Below are 22,321 nucleotides of genomic sequence, written 5' to 3'. Positions count from 1 at the left end.
AATCTCATTCTCACAGGCACATAATAAAGTGAAACTTTAATCATTGGGGGTTTTGTTCATCCCCAATGATTATTAGTTGAACCAATCGGGCTTTTACGGGCAGTTGATCCCCCCACCTAACTTCTTTCGCTGAATTTTGAGGTGGGGATCTTACTGCCCGTTAATGCGGGATAAAACAAGTGGAAATAAAAATACAAGTAACTTCTTTCCCTTTCTCATGCAGCACCCCTCCATATATTTTCATTTACGATAAACTTTTTACTTTGACATATAAATACTTTCTTTAATTATTTAAATTTAACATTATTTCACATTTACCCCACTTAACAAGGGAATTACAATTAATAAATAGAATATCTCTATGAATAAATAAAAAGTGAGGGATATATAATGCAACGTGTAAATACGATTGATATTAGTAATGTACTACAATTGGAAAAAACTCTTTCGACTTTATTAAATAAAATGATTTCTTCAAAACTAGACCTTGAAAATTGGTTAAAAGAGCAGTCAAAAGTAATTTGGGACATCGAAGAACAATTAAGATCACATTACATCGCCTTTCAATGTAATACGGATGATGAAGAAATAAAGGATACTTTTGAACATGATCAACAATTTGTAAAGCCACTTTTAAAGCGGTACCAAAATTTATTGGATAATAAATATTTAGAGTCACCTTTTCGAATGGAATTAGATTCTAACGTATATGGTTTATTAGATACAAAAATAAAAAACGCTCAAAAGTTATTTTGTGAGGAAAATATCGAATTAGAAATAAAGGAAGACAAATTAATCACAGAGTACTTTGAAATCACTGGAGGATTAAGTGGAATTTGGGACGGAGAAGAAAAAACGATAACAGAATTACAATCCTATTTACAAGATTCGAATCGTGACACCCGTAAAAAGGCAAAAACCATTATTTCTGAACAATTTTTATCTGTTGAAAAAGAACTCCAAAACATATTAAATCAATTAATTGAAATTCGCCATCAAAAAGCAAAAAATATTCAACTAGAGAATTATCGCGATTATATGTTCAAAAAATACGAGCGTTTTGATTATTCAGCGAAAGATTGCTATGAACTAGCTGAATCCATACGTAAGTATGTTGTGCCTCTTAAAGATAAAATATTGCTAGAGAAAAAAGATAAACTGCAAGTTGATACGCTTCGCCCGTGGGATGTATCAGCTGTAACTCCAGATCAAAAAGTACTTAAACCTATTGCAAATGAAAATGATTTAATTGAAAAGAGCACTCATATCTTTAATAAACTAGATGTTGAATTTTCAGCACTTTTAAACCGAATGTATAAACACAATTGTCTTGATTTAACAAGCCGCAAAGGAAAAGCAGCTGGTGGCTTTTGTGAGTACTTACCAACTTCACAATTATCTTATATTTTTATGAACTTAAATTATACACAAGATGATATTGTCACTTTTATACATGAAATGGGTCATAGTATTCATAACGAACTCATAAAACCATTAAAATTACGACAGTATATAGAAATTCCAGCTGAAACAGCTGAGCTAGCCAGTATGACAATGGAGTTATTCTCGCTTAATTATTGGGATACCTTCTATACAGACAAAAAAGATTTAAAACAAGCAAAAATTAATTTCTTTAAAGATGTTATTTCATATTTACCTATTATGCTTATTGTCGATCAATTTCAACACTGGCTGTATGAAAATCCAAGTCATACTTCTGAAGAAAGAAATGAAAAATACTTACAACTTCAAAAACATTATCAGTCTAGCGTCATACATATTGATGGCTACGAAAACTGGATAGCAACGAGTTGGTTACCTGTACTCCATATTTTTGAAGTACCATTTTATTATATTGAATATGCGATCGCCCAACTTGGTGCATTACAAATGTATAAACAATATAAAGAGGATCCTAAGCAAGCGCTAGAAAATTATAAAAAGGCATTATCACTAGGAAGCTCGCAATCTATAAAAGAAGTGTATGATGCAGCCGGTATTCGTTTTGATTTTTCTGGTGAAACAATTAAAGAACTAATGCTATTTGTAGAAAAAGAATTAGAATTACTTGAGCAATTATAAGAAGAAAGCTGCACCTATATTTTTGGTGTAGCTTTCTTCTTTATTTTATTAATCAGCTCTATGTACTGAGTATCTCCATATCCGATTGTTGGAAAAAGATAAAACAACTTTATTAATAATTCACGAGTTGATAGATCTTTATTTTTAGAGATGAATTTCATTACTGCATTATCTTCTGTTAACATTTCTAAAAATAAGTCTATAGCCTGATACATTACAGGTGGTACCTTATGAGAGGTCTTTTTATGGTTTACTAATACTTCATTGTATATAGAAGAATAATTCCCCAATTCAAGTTCAATTTGATTTACTTTAAATTCATCCTCTCTAAAGCTATTTAAGTATACCTTCCCTTCATAAGCAGACTGTTCAAGGTGAGAAAGTATGGTAAGTAGGTTCATTTGGCAAAACATATCTTCACCAAACCATAGAACAATACATTTATACTTTTTCGTAAAAAGGTTTTCTAACGGATCTATAACCTTTTTTATATAACTTTCTACTGAACTGTTATGTCCTTTCGCTCTTGTTTTAATAAACTCTTCATTAAAAACTTGAGTAGTAGCCGAGTTCACACACATTGCCTCATTAAATGGTGCATAATCAGAATCACCCATTAGCTTTTCGTTTTTAAATTCTTCATACATAACTTGACCATTTAATATGTTAAGTACCTCTTTATCAAATAGCTCACTCTTCCTATTTCGTAACTGCTCAACCTCTATTTTTCTAGAAATATTCATATTAAACGCCCCTTCTTTATTTAAATTTAGTTTAACAAATGATTGAATAGGCATTTTGTTAAGTTGGTATTCTCTTGGATTCATTCCAAAAACATTTTTAAAACTTCTACTATAAACCTCTTGGGAAGAGTAATCGTAATCCAATGCGACCTCAATTATCTTCCTACCATTCTTTAAATCCTCCGTAGATAAATACAACCTTCTAAGAAGAATATAACGTCTAATACTGAAACCCGTTACTTGATGAAATTTAAAAGAGCAATAATAAGGAGAATACCCCATGTAACGAGATAATTCATCTAATGAAAATCTCTTTTTTAAATTGCTCTCAATCCAATTAATCATCTGCTGTATATGTTCATTCATTTCCTTCACTCCTTATTTAAAAGTATAGGAGAAGTGCGTTTCTTTCTTTTGATATTTCTTGTGTTTTATAACATGAGCCTTTCTCTAAAGTCTTTATAATCTATATATAAGTATTAATTTTATATTTTTTCATCTATCTTATTTTGTCATACCTTCTATTCATTTTTCAATTTAGCGTTAATGAGTATGTTGGCAACACCTTACTAATTATTAAAGGTCAATTTACATCATATTTCATTTTAAAGGATTTCAAAAATTAAACACGAATTTTATAAAATAAAATTCTTTTAATTCCCAAGTTAAAAAATTAAGGTTTGGAAAGGACGTTTCAATGAACAAGCTAGAAAAAGAAATACTTCAATTCATAAATGAACAGTATCCGTTGAATTTTATTAACATTAAGCCAATAACAAATGAGATGTATGAATGTCTTACAGAACAAGGTACATACTTCAGTAGAATTACAAACTACAAAACATATGAAGAACAGATAGAGGAAGTTTTATATACAAATTTTTTATATCAAAATGGTTTAGGTGTTCCACCAATAATCCCTTCATTACAAGGGAATTTTGTAGAAAAATTCACATTAGACAAGGAGATTTTTGCTGTATTATATAAAGCTGCTCCTGGTATACATTTACCAAGGTCTGAATGGAATTCTAATATATTTAAAAAACTTGGTAAACAAATTGGAAAATTACATCGTATATCTAAAAGCTTTGAAAAGATTAAACCAGTAAAACATATAAACGATTGGTATGAAAATGAAGAATATAATTTTCTTAAATATATCCCTAAAGAAGAAAATACAATAAGAGAAATTGCATCTGACGTTTTAACTTCCATAAAAGAGCTACCAAAATCCCCTTCAAATTACGGCTTAATACACGGAGATTTATGGTTAGAAAACATTTTAGTCGAAAATAATTCAAACTTAACAATGATAGATTTTCAAGACTGCGAAAAACATTTTTACATATTCGATTTAGCCGTTCCTATTTATAGTGCAATAGAATATTCATTTGCTGGAAATGGGAATATCGTTGACTATGAGTATTCTATTACAAAAGCACTATTTGAAGGCTACCAAGAGGAAAATGAGCTACCAAAAGAGATGAAAGACAAGTTTCCGTTATTTATTAAATTAAAGGAGATTTTTGAATATAGCTTAATGCATATGTATTGGGATAAAGATGAATTAACGGAGGAACAAGTACGGATTATGAACCTTTATAGGATGAAGATCGAAAATAAGAATACCTATATCAATATTTAAGAATACTGTTGTTTAACTACAAGGAAACTTTGGTTAAACAACAGCATTTATTAATTAGCTGACAACCTTTTTTATGACTTATAAATACTGATTCAATAATCTTTTCAAATACACTTCATTTTGCGGTGATACTTTTTCAGAAAATCTAGCTGCAATAATAATAGGAGCCCATTGAAAAACTTCATCTCTTGATATGCCGGTACGACTGCAATATATATGTAAATACATCTCAGCTAATTCTACCGAAGATTGTGAGTACAACAAGTATGTTCGAAATACATCTGCGCGAATATCACCTGAACTAGCATCTACCCAATCTATAACTTTCACTTTCTCTTCCTTACTCAAAATCAAATTAAATGGATGAAAATCTCCATGACATAGCCTAAAATCAAATGTAATAGATTCTAATTTTTGTAATATATCCTTCTTTTTGCGTTCATCCAATTTATGCACAGATTTAATTTGACGCTCTAACCTTTCCCTCATTAACTCCATTTCATCTGTATTCACATGTATAGCATGGATCTTTTTTTGCTCATTAACACAAAGGCCGATATAACGCTCTGCCTCATTTAAATTATTAAGCAGAAGATCACCAATGTTGTCCCCTTTTACATGTTCCATAATAATTGCCTGTCTATTTTGTATCTTTGTCACTTCGAATACGTTTGGAACTGGCAGCCCGCATGAATAAGCATATTTTTGTTTTTTTGCTTCATTCATAGACTCTGTATCTGGGAGGTAATCTTTAAATAATTTTACAACCTTATCATCAGTTAAATAAATTTCTGCAGTATTCCCTTTTGCAATTGGATTACCTAGATTCACTTCATTTCTCTCCTTAAAATAAGTTTGAATAACGCTTAATCCTTTTCTTTGCATTCACTCTAATCATAACGAAAACCTTCTTCACGAAGATATAAAAAACTTACCACTTTCTATCCTTAAATAGAAAGTGGTAAGTTTAGTTCTTTAGGAATATTGGAATGAAACTCTGGTGTATACACAATAGAAAATGAATATCCCTGCTCAATAAATGATACTTCATTATGTTTACATTCAAAGGGAACATTATTTTTCTTAAAGTTATTTTGGATGTGCTGTAAAAATGCTGAATCCGGTGTTCCGAAAGAAACATGAACTTTCGGTGGTAAAGCTTTCATTGCGATTGGAATCCAAGGTCTCTGCCACCAAGTCGCGACGATATATGCAGTGCCACCTATAACAAAGTTAAAAATATCCCCATCTTCCATCGTTTTCATATTTAGATTTGATTTTAACCATTCCGTAAAAACAGGTACACTTTTAACAGGAAGACCAATTTCCCTTACGTATAAAATGTTTAAAGGTGAGTGTGGTACTAATACATCTTCTTTAACATAACTATGCGCGATAATTTCGAGAAGATTTCCATCGCCATCTCTGAAATATAAGTTGAATCGGCCGCTCTCTTCATCAATTGTATGACCATCTTTCCATTTTACAATGAGTAATCCAGACTTTTCAAGCCATCTTGCAACTTCATGAAATTTTGAATATGGAATCTCAAAAGCAAAGTGCGCAGGTGCAATTGGTTCATATAATTCTTGAAAACTAATTGTAGTGTACGGTGTTACTTTAAATTGAATAAATGATTCTGTTTCTTTTTTTATTGGAAAAGATAATATGTCCCTATAAACTTGTTTTACCCCTTCTATGGAAACCGTTTGTAATTTTATATCTAATATATGTGTAATCACGTTACATTCCCCCTTGTTTCTTATTATCTATTCGTATTGTATTACACTTATAAATAGATAAAATCAAACGGAAGGATGGATTTTTCATGTAGAAACTACAACTTTAGTATGAATATGTTAGCTCCAATTATTTTTTATTTCTGCTATAACAATTTCTGGTTTATCCCAGTGCAACATATGTGTAGTATCAGGAATTACTTTTACTATACTGTCCGTTTTCTCTTTAAAAACATTTACTGTCTTATCTCTATAATCCGCCCAAACTTGTGGGACTGTAGCTCGAAGTAATACAATATTAGCCGGTAGCTTCTCATATATATCTATAGTTTCATCTTTATGCATACCTCTTATTATATTACTAGCTGTATTTCCCCTGGCATGCCACCATACTTTATTATCCATTTCGATCCCTAGATCCTTTACAGCAACTTCTAACAATGAAGACCACCTAGTATAAGCTGCTTTTTCACTTTTGAAAAATTCGTCCCAATTATTAAAAACGTATTCATCAAAGTCCTTTTCATAATAAGCCATTTCATCTTCCAACGTTTCTTCTTTAAGCCTTTTTGTTTGATATCCACCATCAATAAGAATACTTCCTTGTACTTTTTCTGGATGATTTAACAAATAAAATAACGCTACAAAACTTCCCCATGAATGTGATAGAAAATAGAAGTATTCGATTCTCAATTCATTTATTATTTCATTTAACCAATTTGCTAAATTGTGCATCTCATAATCTTCTGTTCTTTCAAATGGGGGTGTTTTACCATGTCCAGGTGCATCAACGGAGATAAATCTATACTCTTCTTTTAATTCCTCAGCAATTTCTATAAAACTTAAACTCGTACTACCTAATCCATGTAAACAAAAGATAACGGGCTTGTCATTATTCCCCCATTCAGTAATATGTACATTTATTTTTTCATTGCTAATATAGTAACGTTTCAAAACATTTATCCTCCATATTTTGATTTTTTAATTTACACTTTATTTATTTCTATTATTTTCAAGTATTTCCTGTATTCTTTTCCACACAAAAAGCTGCTTTTCTTTAAATGAAAAGCAGCTTTTACACTAAAATATATTATAATTTAACAGCAATAATCATAAATCTTTTTGAATTAGTACGAATCCCTTTTTCAAAACTATACGTATCAATGAACTTTTGTAAAATAGTAAAATCCTCTTCCTGTTCTCCGAATCTAGGAATAATAGGGGTATGTTTTAATAAGAAAATGAGATCTTCAGACCTACTGTAATAATCAGTAACATCATATTCACGTACTTGCACGAGATCAAATCCTGCACTAATAAGTTCATTCATATACTTTTCTTTTAAAGTACCATCCCGTTCACCTAAGCATTGCCCTCTACCAAATGCTTCTTTCAGGTTTAATTTATCATTCTCACTTACTTGTTGTGTTAAGAAAAAGGCACCCTTTTTCATTACTTTCGCTAACTCAGATGCCAGAAACGGGGCATGACAACTTGAAGCAATATCAAAATGTGCATGTGGAAATGTTAAAGCTTCAGAACCCATTTGAAGAAACTCAACATTTTGTACACCTGATTTTTTCAAGTTAGAATGTGCCGTTGCAATCATGCCGTTAGAATTATCAATTCCAATCAACAATTTAGCTGATGATGCTATGTTAAGTACATTTTCTCCTCCCCCTGTACCAACATCAAGTAAAATATGTGATGGTTTACACCTTTCTTTTACCTCACTATAAAAGTCCCATGTATCTCCTACAGTTTCACATTTTATTTTACTAAAATCCCATCCATTTAATCTTCCTACTTTATCATAGAAGCTTTTATACTCTAATTCGTTCATCTTATTACTTCCCCTTTGTAAAAATAAATTAAATATGTATAATAACCTACGACACTCCTTAATTATATATTATAAATTACAAATTATTAAAACAATATTTCCCTTCACACTACAATAAGTTTACATAACATTTTTATGGTTTATCTTTATCTATATATTCTAAATGCCCTCTTCCCCAACTACACATACTATCCAAAACAGTACTGACTGTTTTTCCATGTTCAGTTAAGCTATATTCTACTTTAGGTGGTATTTCTTGATAAATTTCGCGTTTTATTAGTTGATCTTGCTCTAATTCACGTAATTGCTTCGCTAACGTCCCTTGAGATATATCTGGTATCAATCGCTTTAATTCACCAAAACGTTTCATTCCATCTGTTAGCAAAATAAACAAAATGAGTGGCTTCCATTTCCCACCGATTATTTGTAATGTTGCTATTACCCCTTTTAACTTCGGTTCTTGTAAATCCATTTTTCTCACCTCTCCTCAGATATCATAAAGTGAAACTTTAATCAGTGAGGGTTTTGTTCATCCCAAACTGATTATTAGTTGAACCAATCGGGCTTTTACGGGCAATTGATCTCTTACCTAACTTCCTTGCATTTTCCTAACTTTGAGGTGAGAGTTTTACTGCCCGTTAATGCGGGATAAACCATATTTAGCGATTTTTCCAATTACTTATCCGCATAAATAGCGATTAGTACGAAATTTACGACTATGTACATATAAAGTGCGTACTTTTCACTTGCTCCCTTTTAGCGAATAATAAAAGCATAGCACAGTTATATTCTAAATTTTTTATTAAAGGAGTGGCTAAAATATGTCTATTACTACATTAGAAAATAGTCGTATTGTTATCATTGGCGGGAGTTCTGGTATTGGATTGGCAACGGCAAAACAAGTAATTGAACAAGGAGCACATGTTATTATTGCAGGGCGTTCGGAAGAAAAATTAAAAGTTGCTAAAAAATTAATAAATAGCAATCATCTTCAAACTTATATATTGGATAATCAAAATAAAGAGCAATTACAAATTTTTTTCAAGACAGTTGGGAACTTTGATCATTTATTCACACCGGGAGCCTCTTACACACTTGGACCAATTACCTCTACAGAGGAAATTGCTGAAAGTAGCTTCATCGGAAAGTTTTGGCCTCAATATTATGCCGTAAAATATGCAATTCCTTTTCTTTCAAACTCTGGATCTATCGTGTTAATGTCCGGTGCATTTAGTCAAAGACCACTTAAAGGCGCACCTGCTTATGGAGCTTGCAATGGTGCTATTGAAAGTTTAGGGAAGGCTTTAGCTGTGGAATTAGCTCCTATTAGAGTTAATGTGGTTTCTCCTGGAACAATACAAAAAGAAAATGAACAAAATGAAAATAGACTAGTTGCTTACGAAGCTTATAAATCTCTTTCACTTGTACAACGAGCTGGATATAATGATGAAATTGCACATACTGTCCTATATTTAATGCAAAATAGTTTTACTACGGGTAATGTATTGTTTCCTGATGGAGGGTACACATATCATTAAATTATTTAAGACAAAAGCCCCTTATTACGGTGGCTTTTGTTGCTCATTTAAACATTGCTGAAATTTCCAAATAGATGATTACATTACTTTAGTACCAACTGGTTGGTTTTTAGATGATTCATTACAATCCGCTCATTTTGTACATTTGCAAATAAAATTGTGCTAGTAGTTGACGAATCGAATCTCGAAGTAATTTGTCTTGATATTTATGGATAAGTTTCCAAAGAAAAAAGGCATATAATTAATGCCTTTTTTCTTTATCATTATTTAACTGGATAACAAACTTCTGTAACCCACTTATTAGGATCCGATTCCATCGCTGGGCTCACATGATAAATATTAAACATCGGGCCTGCTAATTTGTAACCTTCTGTCTCAATCCATTTTGCCGCAGCCTCATTTACAGCTGTCATCTGTTCATAACTTCCATTAACTGTTATAGAAGCTATATTGGTTGATTTCATATTTTTAAATGTAACGTCTTTTGTATTTTCGTGCTTACCTAGAATACTTAGCTGTATTTCTATATCTACATCATTTTCTTTGTATTCACGATCATGGAAAACCGCAATACTATAACTCGGATGGGCAATACTAATATTTTTCATTTGAATTTCTTGCATTAATACACTCCATAAATCACCTTCGCAATTATACGATGGAATAATCTTTCTAACACTAGCTACAGTTCTTTCTGGAATTTCTTTTATTGAAACATGATAATTCATCTCAACAACATCCTCTCTCATCGTTTTCATTGAGTCTTCGAGGAGACGTAATTGTTTTTGGAGGTTATTCATGTCTTCTTTAATTTGAGCACTACGATTTAAAAATTGCTCTTTTATGCTATCTATATTATCGCATTCTATTATTTCTTTGATGGTAGCAATATTAAACCCCATAGCTTTTAATGTTTGAATTTGATTTACTTTTTTTAATTGGTCAGCTGAATAAAATCGATATCCACTCTGCTCATCGACTTTTACTGGTTGTAATAATTCCACTTTATCGTAGTGTCTCAACATACGTATACTAATGGAAGATAGTTTCGAAAAATCCCCTATTTTAAACATGATTTCCTCCTATAAGTTACATCTACTTTGAAGCTCAACTTCATCATAAACAATGACATTATGTGAGGGTCAACTATTTTTAACGATTTAAATAATAATTTAACATGTTATATTTATATAATTAAAAACCTATATTCCTGTTTTTATGACTACTGCAATTGATAACCATTAGTTATTTTTCTCAAGACATTCATAAACCGCCATCATATCTCGTTTATCCAACTCACGAATACGATTAAAAATTGGTATTTGCCCAACAGCTTCTGTTAATAAGCTCTCATCCACAACATCACTAACTTTTCCAGTTAACCACGTTTGTACATCCACGCCCTCGACAACTTCTTTTAACCCTTCGTCATTAATACCACTTGCATTACAAGTTACACATGGAATTGTTAGTTTAAAGACACCATCATGTAGATTATCTTCGGTTATCACTTTCTTACCTTTACAAAATGGACATGGATTACTTTTTTTAATTTTATTAATTTGGGTAACTATTTTTTTGTATCCAAACGCTTCGTATACATACGTAAGTTTTTTATATTTACCATTTGTGAAATACTTATCTATAATGTTTTCTCTCGTTTCATAAACATTAGGGAAATCACAAACAGTTACTTGATTATTAACACTAATGGATTCGATATTTCCTTTTATTTCACCCCAGAATGGTAAGACATTTTGTAACACCATTTCATAGTTTGAAAAGCTTGCTTGTTCTAATTCAAACATCTTCAGTGCAACTTGTGCTTTTCTTGGCAATAAAGAAACATCTTCTGTCAATACCATATCGCCACCAACAATAGACTTCAATTTAACAAGTGTCGGTAAATCACCAACTGTTTTCACTACTTCATTAATAGGCTGATTAATTATTTCACGAATATCTACGTTATCAAATTTAAGTGGTTTATGATGATTTAAAACCGTCCCCTCGCAAATTGGACATTTCATCATTTTTTTTGAACTTTTAATTTCTTCTTTAATAGGTGCTTTTGAAATAACAATATATCCACCAATAATTGTATTAAATCCTACCCATGTTCTGCGTGTCTTTCCTTTTTTATCATAAAATGATTTTTCAAAATACCCGTACCAAAACGTATGCTTTTCTTCTTCTGACATATCATTATAGCTCTTTGACAAATCGTGATCAAGCTCATTTTTTATTTCTTCGAATAGAAATTCTATTTTTTCATGCTGATAAAATTTTAATACCTTCATGATTTCTGGATCGAATAGCCCATCCCAAAATGGAACACTTTTATCTTGAATGGCAATATCTTTATCAAAAACTTCAATTTGAAGACGTCCAGAACAAGATGGACAATGATTGTCCTGTGAATAGAAATCAAAACTTCTCGTATCTTTATTAATTGGATGAGCAGCTACAATATGATTAATTAATCCACCAATCTCATATAAGAAACTATATTGACTATATAAATGTCTTTCAAGATCAATAGCAATAACAGGTGCGATTGTATCAGATTCATATTCACCATAAATTAACCTAGCCATTGATGATAAACTTTTTAAAATACCGCCCTTATAAATATTTTCGGCATTTTTAAAATAGTTAATATGATTTTCTTCTAAATAGTGAACCCCTTTTTTCTGCTTAAGCATTGAAGAGATGTGTATTTTCTCTGTGCTATTCACATTACTTTTTTGACGATAGTAATCCTCATGATTGACAACATCCAAATGCTCTATAGATTCATTCTGCCTTTTTCCAAAATCAACTATATAATCAGAGCTTTCTAACATGTAACGATTATGCTCAATCATAATGATCGAAACTGATTCATCTTGCAGAATACCTCTAATACTATCGATAAATTGATTCAAAATATTTTGTGATAAACCTTTTGAAGGCTCATCAAAAATAAATAATGTATGTGGATTTCTAGTGTTTGCAAATAATTCCGAAACTAAATGAACACATTGAAACTCACCTGTCGATAATGTTTGTGTTTTTCTCTCTAATGTTAAATAGCCAAGCCCTAATTTAATTAGTAGGCTCAAACGTTTATAAGCGATATCTTCATTTGGAAGTTCATCAATAATATCCTCAATCGAGCGCTCAAAAATATCATCAATGTCTTCACTATACTTTGTCAGTTTCTTTTTAATATCTAGGAAAGTTGCTACAGTTGATCGACTTGTAATTGATTGATTTCGGTCTTGTCCTACCATAACTAATTTATCTTTTGGATATCGTTTCAAAAAATCTGTAGCTAGACATTCGTTGACAAGTGTAGATTTCCCACATCCTGATTCTCCTGTAACTGTTACAAGCCTGTTTTTAGGAATTTGAAACTCAGCCATTTGGATATTACGGCAATATAAATCATAGAATGTATAATATTCTGTTGGTATTTCTTTATTTCGATCCCACAGTATTGACTTTGGTCTTGGTGATTCTTCCACAATTTTCCCGCCATATTTTCCGCTACCAGATCCAAAGAACAATTGCTCATCAGTTGTATCTAGTACTGTATCTGAATGATCAATAAGCCAAATTTGATTTTTACACCCTAATCGTTTAATCTCTTCTAAAATTTGTAATAAAGTTTCATGATCAAGTCCAACTGAAATCTCATCAATAATAATTACAGCATTTTCACTTACTGCCATGAATTCGGCCAAATAAAGTCGTGTTAACTCTCCACCTGATAACGTACCCATAATTCGATTTAATGTTAAATAACCAATGTTCATATTAATAATATTTTGCAGTATATGCTGTTTTTCTTCACTAATATTTAACTCTTTTGCTAGTGAAAGAATAGATTCAATACTTAAATCATTAATATTTGAGATTGAATGTGGCTTGTCCAACAAATCAATTTCATGTTGTTCAATTTCTTCACTATAACGTTTTCCCTTACATTTTTTACACTCAACATTTTTTGTAGTACCACGGCCTTTACAACCAGTACACCAGCCTAATTGATTATTAAATGAAAAGACCTCTGGAGAAAGATTAAATACCTCAGCAAGTTTTTCCCGAACCTCTGTAAAAACACCAGTATGAGTACCAATCGTTGAACGCGGATTAGACGAAATCGATGATTTTCCTAGAAAAAGTACTAAAGGTATTTCTTCCATCTTAATGGCACTAAAATTTGTTTCCATAATGTTAGGAAATAAATATTGATATTCAGCCTTTGGCAATAAAGAAACTAATCGTTTTTTTGATTCTTCACCAATTGTTTGGCAAAAAGTTGTTTTACCCGATCCAGATAAACCAGCAATTCCAAACGATTTATTAAACGGTATAGTTGCATCTAATTTATTTATGTTATTAGCAATTAATTGATTTACTTTCATATTAACCTCTATTCTTATTTATTCACAAAAGCATTTTTACAATATAATAATTACATAATGAATATTACCTATTATGCAATTATCCTCTCACTTCATGAACTTATCCTTGTATATTTCAAACCACTGTTGCCATTCATCTTTAGAAAATTCTTTCTCTTCTCCTTCTAAAACGTAAGAAAAAAGATTTAAACAAATATGCCAACCAGCTATATCTCTCGGTGTATGATCTGTTAATTCATGAATGTACTCTTTTAGGAATAAAAGAGTACCATTTTCCTCTTTATGTATTTCAAATCGGACACGGTCTTTATCCCAAGTAAATTCAAGTACTGAGTTTAGTTGACACTCTAAAATATCAATGTTTATGAATGAACCGTCCATCATGTCGAACTTTATTATTCCACCAGTTTTAAGGCTTTCAATCTGTAAATTGGACATCCATTTTTTCAGCTTACTGTTTTCTGTTAATACAGACCAAACTTCCTCTACCGTATATGGAAATTCGCGTTCAAATTTTACAATATATCCACCAGTTAGTTTCCCAATTTCAGCTATCATTTTAATTGCCTCCTTATATAGAATATATGTTCTCATCTCATTTTACACGAATATAAATATAAAATAAATATTTATGTCAGCGAAGTGTTAATTTAAAGTGAATGGTGCTGAGAAAAACTTAAATATTTTCTAAATCGAGTTATATAATATTGAAAATTAAATATAGATTTGCGTACAAATAAAAAAGCCGCATTTGCGACTTATGAAATCATAGGATTAACTCCTGTTTTGTTGAATGATTAACGCTTAATCGCATCGACAATTAGCGATGGAAAACCAAGTTTATCGCCTTTATTTCTAGAATCATACCTTTTCGAACGGAAAATAACACCGTCGTTTGCATCCCATTCGTTGTAATAAAACCGACCATTTTCATCACAATATTCAAGTAAAACTACCTCGAATCCAGCAGTTTCAAACATTTCCGTTAATGTTATATAATTATGAACGATTTTATGACTTGCTGCTGGATGATCTTTCGGACCGGGTCCCCCTATTTGAACTATATTTTGATATGCCTCATCCTGAAAGAATGCATCAGGGACTCCGCACCGAATATGACCAGATGGTTTTAAAAATTCATAACAAATTTCAGCTGCTCTTACACCTTCTTAAAAAGTAAGGTGTTCCCATACATGCTCAGCTAAAATAGCTGAAATAGAGTTGTATTCAAATCTTTCTTCCCACGTAGCTTTATCTAGTAAGTTAAGTTCATCTTCTTGCGTTTGAATCCAACCTGGATTATTATTAAACACTCCAGCTCCGGCAACTACTTTAATTTCGTCTTGTTTTATTGCCACCATGTTCACCTCTTAAATATTTTAATTCATTAATATATTCTATGTTTACTATTATCCTTCCTCCTTTAACAAATTTAGTACCATGAGTCCAGTACAATACCGAACTCATGTCCTAAAACTCTCTAACGCAACGATCTGTCTAACTCTATAAAATTAGTTCATAATATACGATTTTTCTTACAGAAATATAGCACAGCAAACATTAGCATAATACCAATTACGTAAAAAATTGTTGTTCCGCTCCCACCAGTATTAGGAATTACCCAATTATTCTTCGCATTTTTCACTGTTATTTTTTGTGTCTTTACTGCTTCTGTAATTTCTATTTCTATTTCTATTGGATCCCTAAGTAACATGTATCCGTTCGGTGCTTTTATTTCTTTAATCGTATACTTTCCAATTGCTAATTGGTTGGAAATTACCTTTCCTTTTTCATCCGTTATTAATCTACTAACTTCTTTCCCTTCTTTATCTAACACTTGAAATACAGCGCCTTTTAGCTTTAATTCACTATCCTTATCATCAACTTTTTCAATTTCAAATTGCCCAGTCGGATCTGGCAATTTCTTATTTTCTATTTTAATTTCTACTACTGTATCTTTTTCTATTTTTACAGCTATTTTTTCTTTTAATAATTCATAACCTTTAGGTGCCTCTATTTCCACTAGGGTATAGTTTCCTATTGGTAAGTCCTTTGATATCATTTCTCCTTTTTCATCTGTTATTAACTCTCCAACTACTTTTCCTTTTGAATCTTCTATATGAAACTTTGCTCCTGCTAGTTTTTTATTTTTATCACTTATGTCTACTTTCACAAGCTTCATTTTCCCCATTGGATCTGGCAATTTCTTATTTCCTATTTTAATTTCTACTACTGCATCTTTTTCTATTTTTACAGTTATTTTTTCTTTTAATAATTCGTAACCTTTAGGTGCTTCTACTTCCACTAAGGTATAGTTTCCTATTGGTAAGTCTTTTGATATTACTTCTCCTTCTTCATTTGTTACTAGTTCTCCAACTATTTTCCCTTTTGAATCTTCTATATGAAACTTTGCCCCTGCTAGCTTTTTATTTTTATCACTTATGTCTACTTTCACTAACTTCATTTTTCCTATTGGATCTGGCAATTTCTTATTTCCTATTTTAATTTCTACTACTGCATCTTTTTCTATTTTTACAGTTATTTTTTCTTTTAATAATTCATAGTCTTTTGGCGCTTCTATTTCTACAAGGATATAGTTTCCTATTGGTAAGTCTTTTGATATCGCTTCTCCTTCTTCATTTGTTAATAGTTCTCCAACTATTTTTCCTTTTGGATCTTCTATATGAAACTTTGCTCCGACCAATTTTTTATTATCATTATTACTATCAACTTTTTTTATTTTTACTTTTCCAGTACTAGGCTTGTTCCAATGTTGCCAGTTAAATTTGAAATTGTGAAATTCAAATCCACCAATTTGTTGTACCGCACCGACAAATGCTTGTCCATTAATCGAACCGCCTTTTGTTTCTAATACAGCATTGGGGGCAAACACACTACCAACGACACCATATCCCTCTGTTATAATTTTTTTCGCATTTGGAAAAACCCAAATCACTTTCCCATATAGCTGAGTAAACGGGGAATTAGGAGAATATGGTTGTGATGTAGGAACTATATCTGTAGCCCTTCCAATATTGTTCGTGTCATATAGAATAGACCCATTTTTAAATGTAACCTCTGTTGCATCCGAATACATAACAATAAAATCTTTGTCCTTAGCATTTGGTAAAAATACATCTCTTATATCTAAATTAATTTTCCCTGTCAATTCTGATGAAACATAAATATTAGGATTGTTTATATCTTTTCCGATTCCATGACTCATATTTGGAATTGGGGTATTTGTTTTATATTGACCTGCATTTTTACTGACTTGGTTCACTATATTGCGAAATTCATTAAATTTCGCGTCAATTTCTAGTTTTTCTTTATAAACGATACGATCATAAGAGGATTGTATGATGCGATCTGGATCACTCTCTTTTGTCATTACTACTATTCCGTTTTGAATGATAAAAGATTCTTCTCTTGATTTCTTAAATTTTCCAGACAACAACAAGGACGGATATCCCTCATCAACCCATTTTTCACCTACTATATTAGATGTTCCCGCTGCAGCACCTACAATTGTATACCCCGATGCATCCATATCACCTTGAACTGCAGTTGCTCCTTCAATGTCGCCACCTATTGCTTTATGGTTACCAAAGACAACTGCATTATAACGCGATATATCACCTAGACCTTCTAAGTTTGTCGTGGATCCATATACTTCTTTTGGTACATATATGACAAAACTTACACTTAACATTAACAAAACAATAAAATGAATACTTACCAGCTTTAATCGTAGCCTCAATTCCTTTGTTCCCACCTTTACCGTATTTTTTCTATAGTCGAATAAAATGACATATTCACCAATGAGGATTTACTTCATCTTTTATATACTTTATATACTTTCTTTACTTATCTCTGAATTTCCGGTCCCACTTCCCATTAATGCAGGATAAATAAATACATTCTATCGAGTTAACCTTTTCTTATAAATTACGACTAGAAACACACATAACAATAGGATTGGAACTATTACAGTCCACTTATTAAATATAAATATCTCTGTACTCACTTTTTGTTTTTCTTTCCCGTTTAACTCCACACGCACACCTCGAACTAGCAACCTATTGGTGTTTACTCCATAAGGCGTACACGTAATTAAAGTTGTATAATCTTTATTTTCTACAATTTGTAGATCGTCCGTTTCGTGTGGTAACACTACTTTAATTTGATCTACTTTATAAGCAAGAACTTTGTCTAAAGAATGAATATAAAAAAGATCTCCTTCACTCAACTTATCTAAATCTGTAAATAATTTTGCTGATGGTAAACCACGATGCCCTGTTAAAATAGTGTGCGTATTTTCTCCACCTATCGGGAGCGAAGAAAAATCTAAATGACCTATCCCGCGGCTCAATACTTCCTCAGATGTCCCTTGATAGATTGGCAGTTTTATATTAATTTTCGATATTTCAATATACCCCATTACATCTCCTAAATTTAACGCATCAGCATATGCTTGATGATTACTTTTTTTTTCAGAAAATGGATCAGTAAATGTTTTCGTGGAAGTGTGAACTTGTTTATTATATTCGGCTGCTTCTTTTTCCCTACGTTCGACTTCTTTCTTTTGTAATGCTTTGATATTCTTATCGTAAGAGCTAATCTCAGAATAATGTGCACGAGTCGCCAACCAATTACTAATAGTAGGATATAAAAAAACACCTAATCCAAATAAAAAAATACCTCCCAAAACAAGATTTCGTTTCATATTTCCACCTCTGTATATGCTTAAATATCGAGAAGAGGGAAGCATTTTGCTTCTCCCCTTTTCCCATAGTTACATGTTCCTAAAATCTTAATTATTAGCAGACTTTTTTCTAAAGAAAACAAATGCCGCTGTAACCATTAACGTAAGACCTATTACAGTAAAAAGAGTCGTTCCTATGCCACCCGTTACCGGAAGAACCCATCCACTTTTATTATTTTCAATCGTTAATTTAACCGTTTGATTATTTTCGCTAATCTTTACATCAATGGGATCTTTTAATAATTGATAAGAAGCTTTTGTACCATCTTCTTTTGTATATGTTGGAGCTTTCGTTTCGAAAATTTGATAGTCTCCATATGGAATGTTAGACCATTTAATAACATCATTTTCATCTGATACACCTGTTACTTCTTTTCCTGCTACAACAACTATTTTTCCATTTTTATCTTTAAGTACAAACTCTGCACCTTTTAATTTATTCTTATTAGCACCATCAATTTTTGTTAACTCAATTATTCCAGTTGTTGGAACAACAACTACAGGTTTAGATTCCTTTTCTTCAATTACATCATTTTTATTTGTAAAATCAATTTTTGCTGTATTTAAAATTTCCGAACCAGATGGTACTCCTTCTTTTACTTGAGATTTAATTTGCAAATGAAATTCTTTTTTACCATCTAATTTTGTGAAATCTTTTACTGTAGCTGTTACTTTTTGACCTTCTATAGCTACCTCTACAATGCTTGCATTTACTTCTGCTCCATCAATTTTCACGATTGGCTTTCCTTGAATCACTAAACGATTATCCAAAGTATCTGTTACCACATATTTTTTGTATTCCTTAATGTCTTCTGGAATTAATGTTTTAATATCATAATTATAATTAGTTAACGGATTGATCGGTAACGCTTCCAATTTTCCGTTAATCTTTTTATCAATTATTGGTTCTTCATAGTTTTTCACTTCTAATTTAACTACTGTACCAGAAGTAATAGTTCCATCTTCATTAATTGTTCCGGAGTTCTTAACAAAAAACTCACGTTTAGTTGGATCTATTACATAGCCTTTCGGAGCTTTTGTTTCTTGGAAATAGTATTCTCCATACACCAATCCTTGCACGCGAATATGACCATTAGCATCTGTTACTAACTCTTTTTTCACTTCTGTACCGTCTTTTTTAAATAAAGAGAATACTGCACCTGCTAATGCTTTTTCATTTACACCAGTTTTTATTAAATCCACTGCACCACGTTTAACCTCATTTTTAGGATACATGTGAACATCATAGTTTAGCACCTTACCCTCTTTATTCGTTAATGGGATATCCACTGTATACGTATTGGGATTTAGATTAACATGTGGAGGTCCTGCCACTTCTTTCACCTCATAACGTCCTAGTGAAATATCTTTTAATACAGCTTGTCCGTTATCATCTGTTACTACTTGCGTTGGAGTTGCTCCCATTACAGGTTTCACATCTTCTTTCACGATTTTCCCATCGTTTGAAATTTTTTCAAAAGACGCAACCTTTTTCACTTCAAACGTTACACCTTTTAATGGTTTCGCATCTTTTGGCACCTCTTGATTTGCAGAACCGTCACCTTCTAGTCCCTGCGCTCCATCTTTTTCTTGTTCATACTTATGAATCGTTAAAGTACCTTTAGATGGTGAATCTGCCTTTACTAATACACTAGACCATGTAGAAAATGTTAAGAATAACACTAAAAGCACACTAAATATTTTTTTCATTTCTCTTATCCCCTTTACTACTTCTATCATTTTAAAAATCTCTTTATTACTATTACCTTCTTAAAAGCAATAGTGTGCCAAGTATCAGATTTAAACGAATAACATAAAACATAGTCGTCCAACAATCCATTGTTTACAATCACTTATTCACATTTCTTATCTTCTATTATTACGTTGTCTCTCCACATGATATATGTAATTTTCTCCCCTAAATTACACTTATATCTCTACTTCAAAAATCATTACATTTGTTACATAATAGCTTTCACTGCTAATTTCGAATAGTCACTTACTGTCAATCTATTAATTTCTCACTTCCTATCCCTATTTAAAATCCAACCTTAATCATTTTTAATACATATAAGTAATAACCAACAAATAAGTGTGACGATTCATATTTTACGCTACTGTCCAAAACTATTACCTGTATATTCAAATAATATGTGCTATTCATGTTAAATTATGGTATTATTCTTAGAAGTTTATAACTTTTATTTATATTTTTTATTAATAAAGGTTTTCCGTTTCTACTTATGAAAAAAGGAATATATGTTTATTTAACTATTACGCATAACTGTAAGGAGGAAGAATATGACTAAAAAGCTCAGTCTAGTTGAGATAGAGTACATTTGCAATATGTTTTTCCAATCTTTTGAAATTCCAGTTTGTTTTTTAGATTGTAACAAAAATATCCTTTTAGAATTCACATCAAAAAATGATTCACACTTGTTGTATACATCAAAAATAGAACAGTTACATGTGCTTTTTCAGAGAAATGATACATATAATTCCCCCATCTTCAGAACTCACGAACATCTAGGGCACTTCATTTTAATTCACATAAAGAGCGATTATATGGTGAACGGTACTGTTATTATTGGGCCCTTGGCACATGTAAATTTTTCTACAAGTAAAGCGGATAGTAAACTTAATTTTATTCCAAATTATAAAAGAACAAGAGACCATTATTTTTCATTGTCAGTCAAAGATCAAAATTTCTTTGTAAATATAGCAATATTGTTCTATAACATTCTCTATAAAAAAAATTCAGATGTAAGCACATTTTCAAATAACAGTGACTCACTTCATATAAGTCATAGCAGAATCTTAAACGAAGATGTATATATTTCAATGCAAAAAGACGAATCCATTTATCATAATTTATATATAGAGCAGCAACTACTTGGTTCTATAGAAAACGGGGATAAAGAAACCGTGCTCAAATATTATTACGAATTCCAACAAGAGACTCTTTCATCTTTATCTTCATTCCATCAATTAAGACGTCATAAAAACATTTGTATTTCATCCATTACGCTCGCCACTAGATATGCGATAAAAGGGGGTCTTCCATCTGGGATAGCTTACAAAATTTATGATTTACATATTCAAAGAACAGAAAATTTAAAAGACAAAGAATCTGTTTGGGATTTATTAAAAAATGCTTTTTGTACCTTTGCAGACCGTGTAAAGGCACAAAAAACACAGCAACATTCACAGACTATTGCTATTTGCAAAAACTACATTTTTAAAAACATTTACAATCCAATATCTGTTAAACAACTTGCTAAATTTGCAAATGTGAATTCAGATTATTTATCTATATTATTTAAAAAAGAAGTCGGTATTTCATTAATTGAGTACATTCAACGTGAACGAATCGAAGAAGCAAAGAAATTATTAACTTTCACCACCTATCCCTTATCAGACATATGCGCTTCGCTTAATTTTAGCGATCAAAGTTATTTTACTAAAATTTTTAAAAAATTCACCAATGAAACACCTGGTAAATATCGAAAATCTCATGTTGTCATTTAGAGTGACACTTCCATTAAAGCAAAGTG

Annotated in this window: 16 protein-coding genes and 1 pseudogene; 4 read left to right on the top strand and 13 right to left on the bottom strand. The window is 31.4% G+C overall.

The annotated features are described in order from the left end of the window. Nucleotides 1–390: 390 nt before the first annotated feature. Entirely contained in the window at nt 391–2,082 is a 1,692-nt protein-coding gene (locus BCG9842_RS12120; RefSeq protein WP_001190027.1) for a M3 family oligoendopeptidase, read from the top strand. A 14-nt stretch (nt 2,083–2,096) separates the two neighbouring features. Here the strand turns inward: BCG9842_RS12120 and BCG9842_RS12115 are convergent, their stop codons facing one another. Beyond that, a complete protein-coding gene (locus BCG9842_RS12115; protein ID WP_001002111.1) occupies nt 2,097–3,191 on the bottom strand; it encodes a helix-turn-helix domain-containing protein in 1,095 nt (364 codons plus the stop codon). 331 nt (nt 3,192–3,522) lie between these two features. On the opposite strand from BCG9842_RS12115, the gene BCG9842_RS12110 reads away from it, so the two are divergent. Next, nucleotides 3,523–4,470 carry a phosphotransferase enzyme family protein gene (locus BCG9842_RS12110; RefSeq protein WP_001037122.1) on the top strand — a complete coding sequence of 316 codons (948 nt, stop codon included), beginning with the start codon at nt 3,523–3,525 and terminating at the stop codon, nt 4,468–4,470. A 78-nt stretch (nt 4,471–4,548) separates the two neighbouring features. Here the strand turns inward: BCG9842_RS12110 and BCG9842_RS12105 are convergent, their stop codons facing one another. From BCG9842_RS12105 to BCG9842_RS12085, 5 genes are all read right to left on the bottom strand, one after another. After that, nucleotides 4,549–5,301, bottom strand: a complete 753-nt coding sequence (locus BCG9842_RS12105; RefSeq protein WP_001048505.1) for an aminoglycoside phosphotransferase family protein — start codon at nt 5,299–5,301, stop codon at nt 4,549–4,551. Between the two features lie 116 nt (nt 5,302–5,417). Beyond that, nucleotides 5,418–6,212 carry a VOC family protein gene (locus tag BCG9842_RS12100; RefSeq protein WP_000627905.1) on the bottom strand — a complete coding sequence of 265 codons (795 nt, stop codon included), beginning with the start codon at nt 6,210–6,212 and terminating at the stop codon, nt 5,418–5,420. A 117-nt stretch (nt 6,213–6,329) separates the two neighbouring features. After that, the gene (locus tag BCG9842_RS12095) at nt 6,330–7,163 is read right to left on the bottom strand and encodes an alpha/beta fold hydrolase (RefSeq protein ID WP_000833444.1); all 834 of its coding nucleotides are present in this window, start codon (nt 7,161–7,163) and stop codon (nt 6,330–6,332) included. A gap of 136 nt (nt 7,164–7,299) precedes the next feature. Further along, nucleotides 7,300–8,052: a class I SAM-dependent methyltransferase gene (locus BCG9842_RS12090; RefSeq protein WP_001003870.1), complete on the bottom strand. Its 753-nt coding sequence runs from the start codon at nt 8,050–8,052 to the stop codon at nt 7,300–7,302. Nucleotides 8,053–8,185: 133 nt separating this feature from the next. Next, nucleotides 8,186–8,524: a winged helix-turn-helix transcriptional regulator gene (locus BCG9842_RS12085; protein WP_000365520.1), complete on the bottom strand. Its 339-nt coding sequence runs from the start codon at nt 8,522–8,524 to the stop codon at nt 8,186–8,188. 349 nt (nt 8,525–8,873) lie between these two features. On the opposite strand from BCG9842_RS12085, the gene BCG9842_RS12080 reads away from it, so the two are divergent. After that, on the top strand, nt 8,874–9,590 hold the full coding sequence (locus BCG9842_RS12080; RefSeq protein ID WP_000029094.1) for an SDR family oxidoreductase: 717 nt from the start codon (nt 8,874–8,876) through the stop codon (nt 9,588–9,590). Nucleotides 9,591–9,853: 263 nt separating this feature from the next. Here BCG9842_RS12080 and BCG9842_RS12075 read toward each other — a convergent pair whose 3' ends face one another. The 7 genes and pseudogenes from BCG9842_RS12075 to BCG9842_RS12045 all read right to left on the bottom strand — a co-directional run bounded on the left by BCG9842_RS12075 (nt 9,854) and on the right by BCG9842_RS12045 (nt 20,477). Then, entirely contained in the window at nt 9,854–10,663 is an 810-nt protein-coding gene (locus BCG9842_RS12075) for a MerR family transcriptional regulator (RefSeq protein WP_000472619.1), read from the bottom strand. A 168-nt stretch (nt 10,664–10,831) separates the two neighbouring features. Beyond that, nucleotides 10,832–14,002, bottom strand: a complete 3,171-nt coding sequence (locus BCG9842_RS12070) for an ATP-binding cassette domain-containing protein (protein WP_000867738.1) — start codon at nt 14,000–14,002, stop codon at nt 10,832–10,834. Nucleotides 14,003–14,089: 87 nt separating this feature from the next. Continuing rightward, complete coding sequence (locus tag BCG9842_RS12065; RefSeq protein ID WP_000559850.1) at nt 14,090–14,560, bottom strand: SRPBCC family protein; 471 nt, start codon at nt 14,558–14,560, stop codon at nt 14,090–14,092. A 239-nt stretch (nt 14,561–14,799) separates the two neighbouring features. After that, nucleotides 14,800–15,360: pseudogene (locus BCG9842_RS31590) on the bottom strand (class I SAM-dependent methyltransferase). A 158-nt stretch (nt 15,361–15,518) separates the two neighbouring features. Beyond that, nucleotides 15,519–17,762 (bottom strand): MSCRAMM family protein, encoded by a 2,244-nt coding sequence (locus tag BCG9842_RS12055; RefSeq protein ID WP_001239463.1) that lies wholly within the window; start codon nt 17,760–17,762, stop codon nt 15,519–15,521. Between the two features lie 162 nt (nt 17,763–17,924). Next, nucleotides 17,925–18,728 (bottom strand): class C sortase, encoded by an 804-nt coding sequence (locus BCG9842_RS12050; RefSeq protein ID WP_079997319.1) that lies wholly within the window; start codon nt 18,726–18,728, stop codon nt 17,925–17,927. A gap of 87 nt (nt 18,729–18,815) precedes the next feature. Next, entirely contained in the window at nt 18,816–20,477 is a 1,662-nt protein-coding gene (locus BCG9842_RS12045; RefSeq protein ID WP_079997322.1) for a SpaA isopeptide-forming pilin-related protein, read from the bottom strand. A 591-nt stretch (nt 20,478–21,068) separates the two neighbouring features. On the opposite strand from BCG9842_RS12045, the gene BCG9842_RS12040 reads away from it, so the two are divergent. After that, nucleotides 21,069–22,295 carry a helix-turn-helix domain-containing protein gene (locus tag BCG9842_RS12040; protein WP_000162841.1) on the top strand — a complete coding sequence of 409 codons (1,227 nt, stop codon included), beginning with the start codon at nt 21,069–21,071 and terminating at the stop codon, nt 22,293–22,295. The last annotated feature ends 26 nt before the right edge of the window (nt 22,296–22,321 follow it).

Source organism: Bacillus cereus G9842 (assembly GCF_000021305.1).
GTDB classification, from domain to species: Bacteria; Bacillota; Bacilli; order Bacillales; family Bacillaceae_G; genus Bacillus_A; species Bacillus_A thuringiensis_S.
The sequence above is the reverse complement of the archived record's forward strand: the minus strand, read 5'-3'. Positions and strand labels throughout refer to the sequence as shown.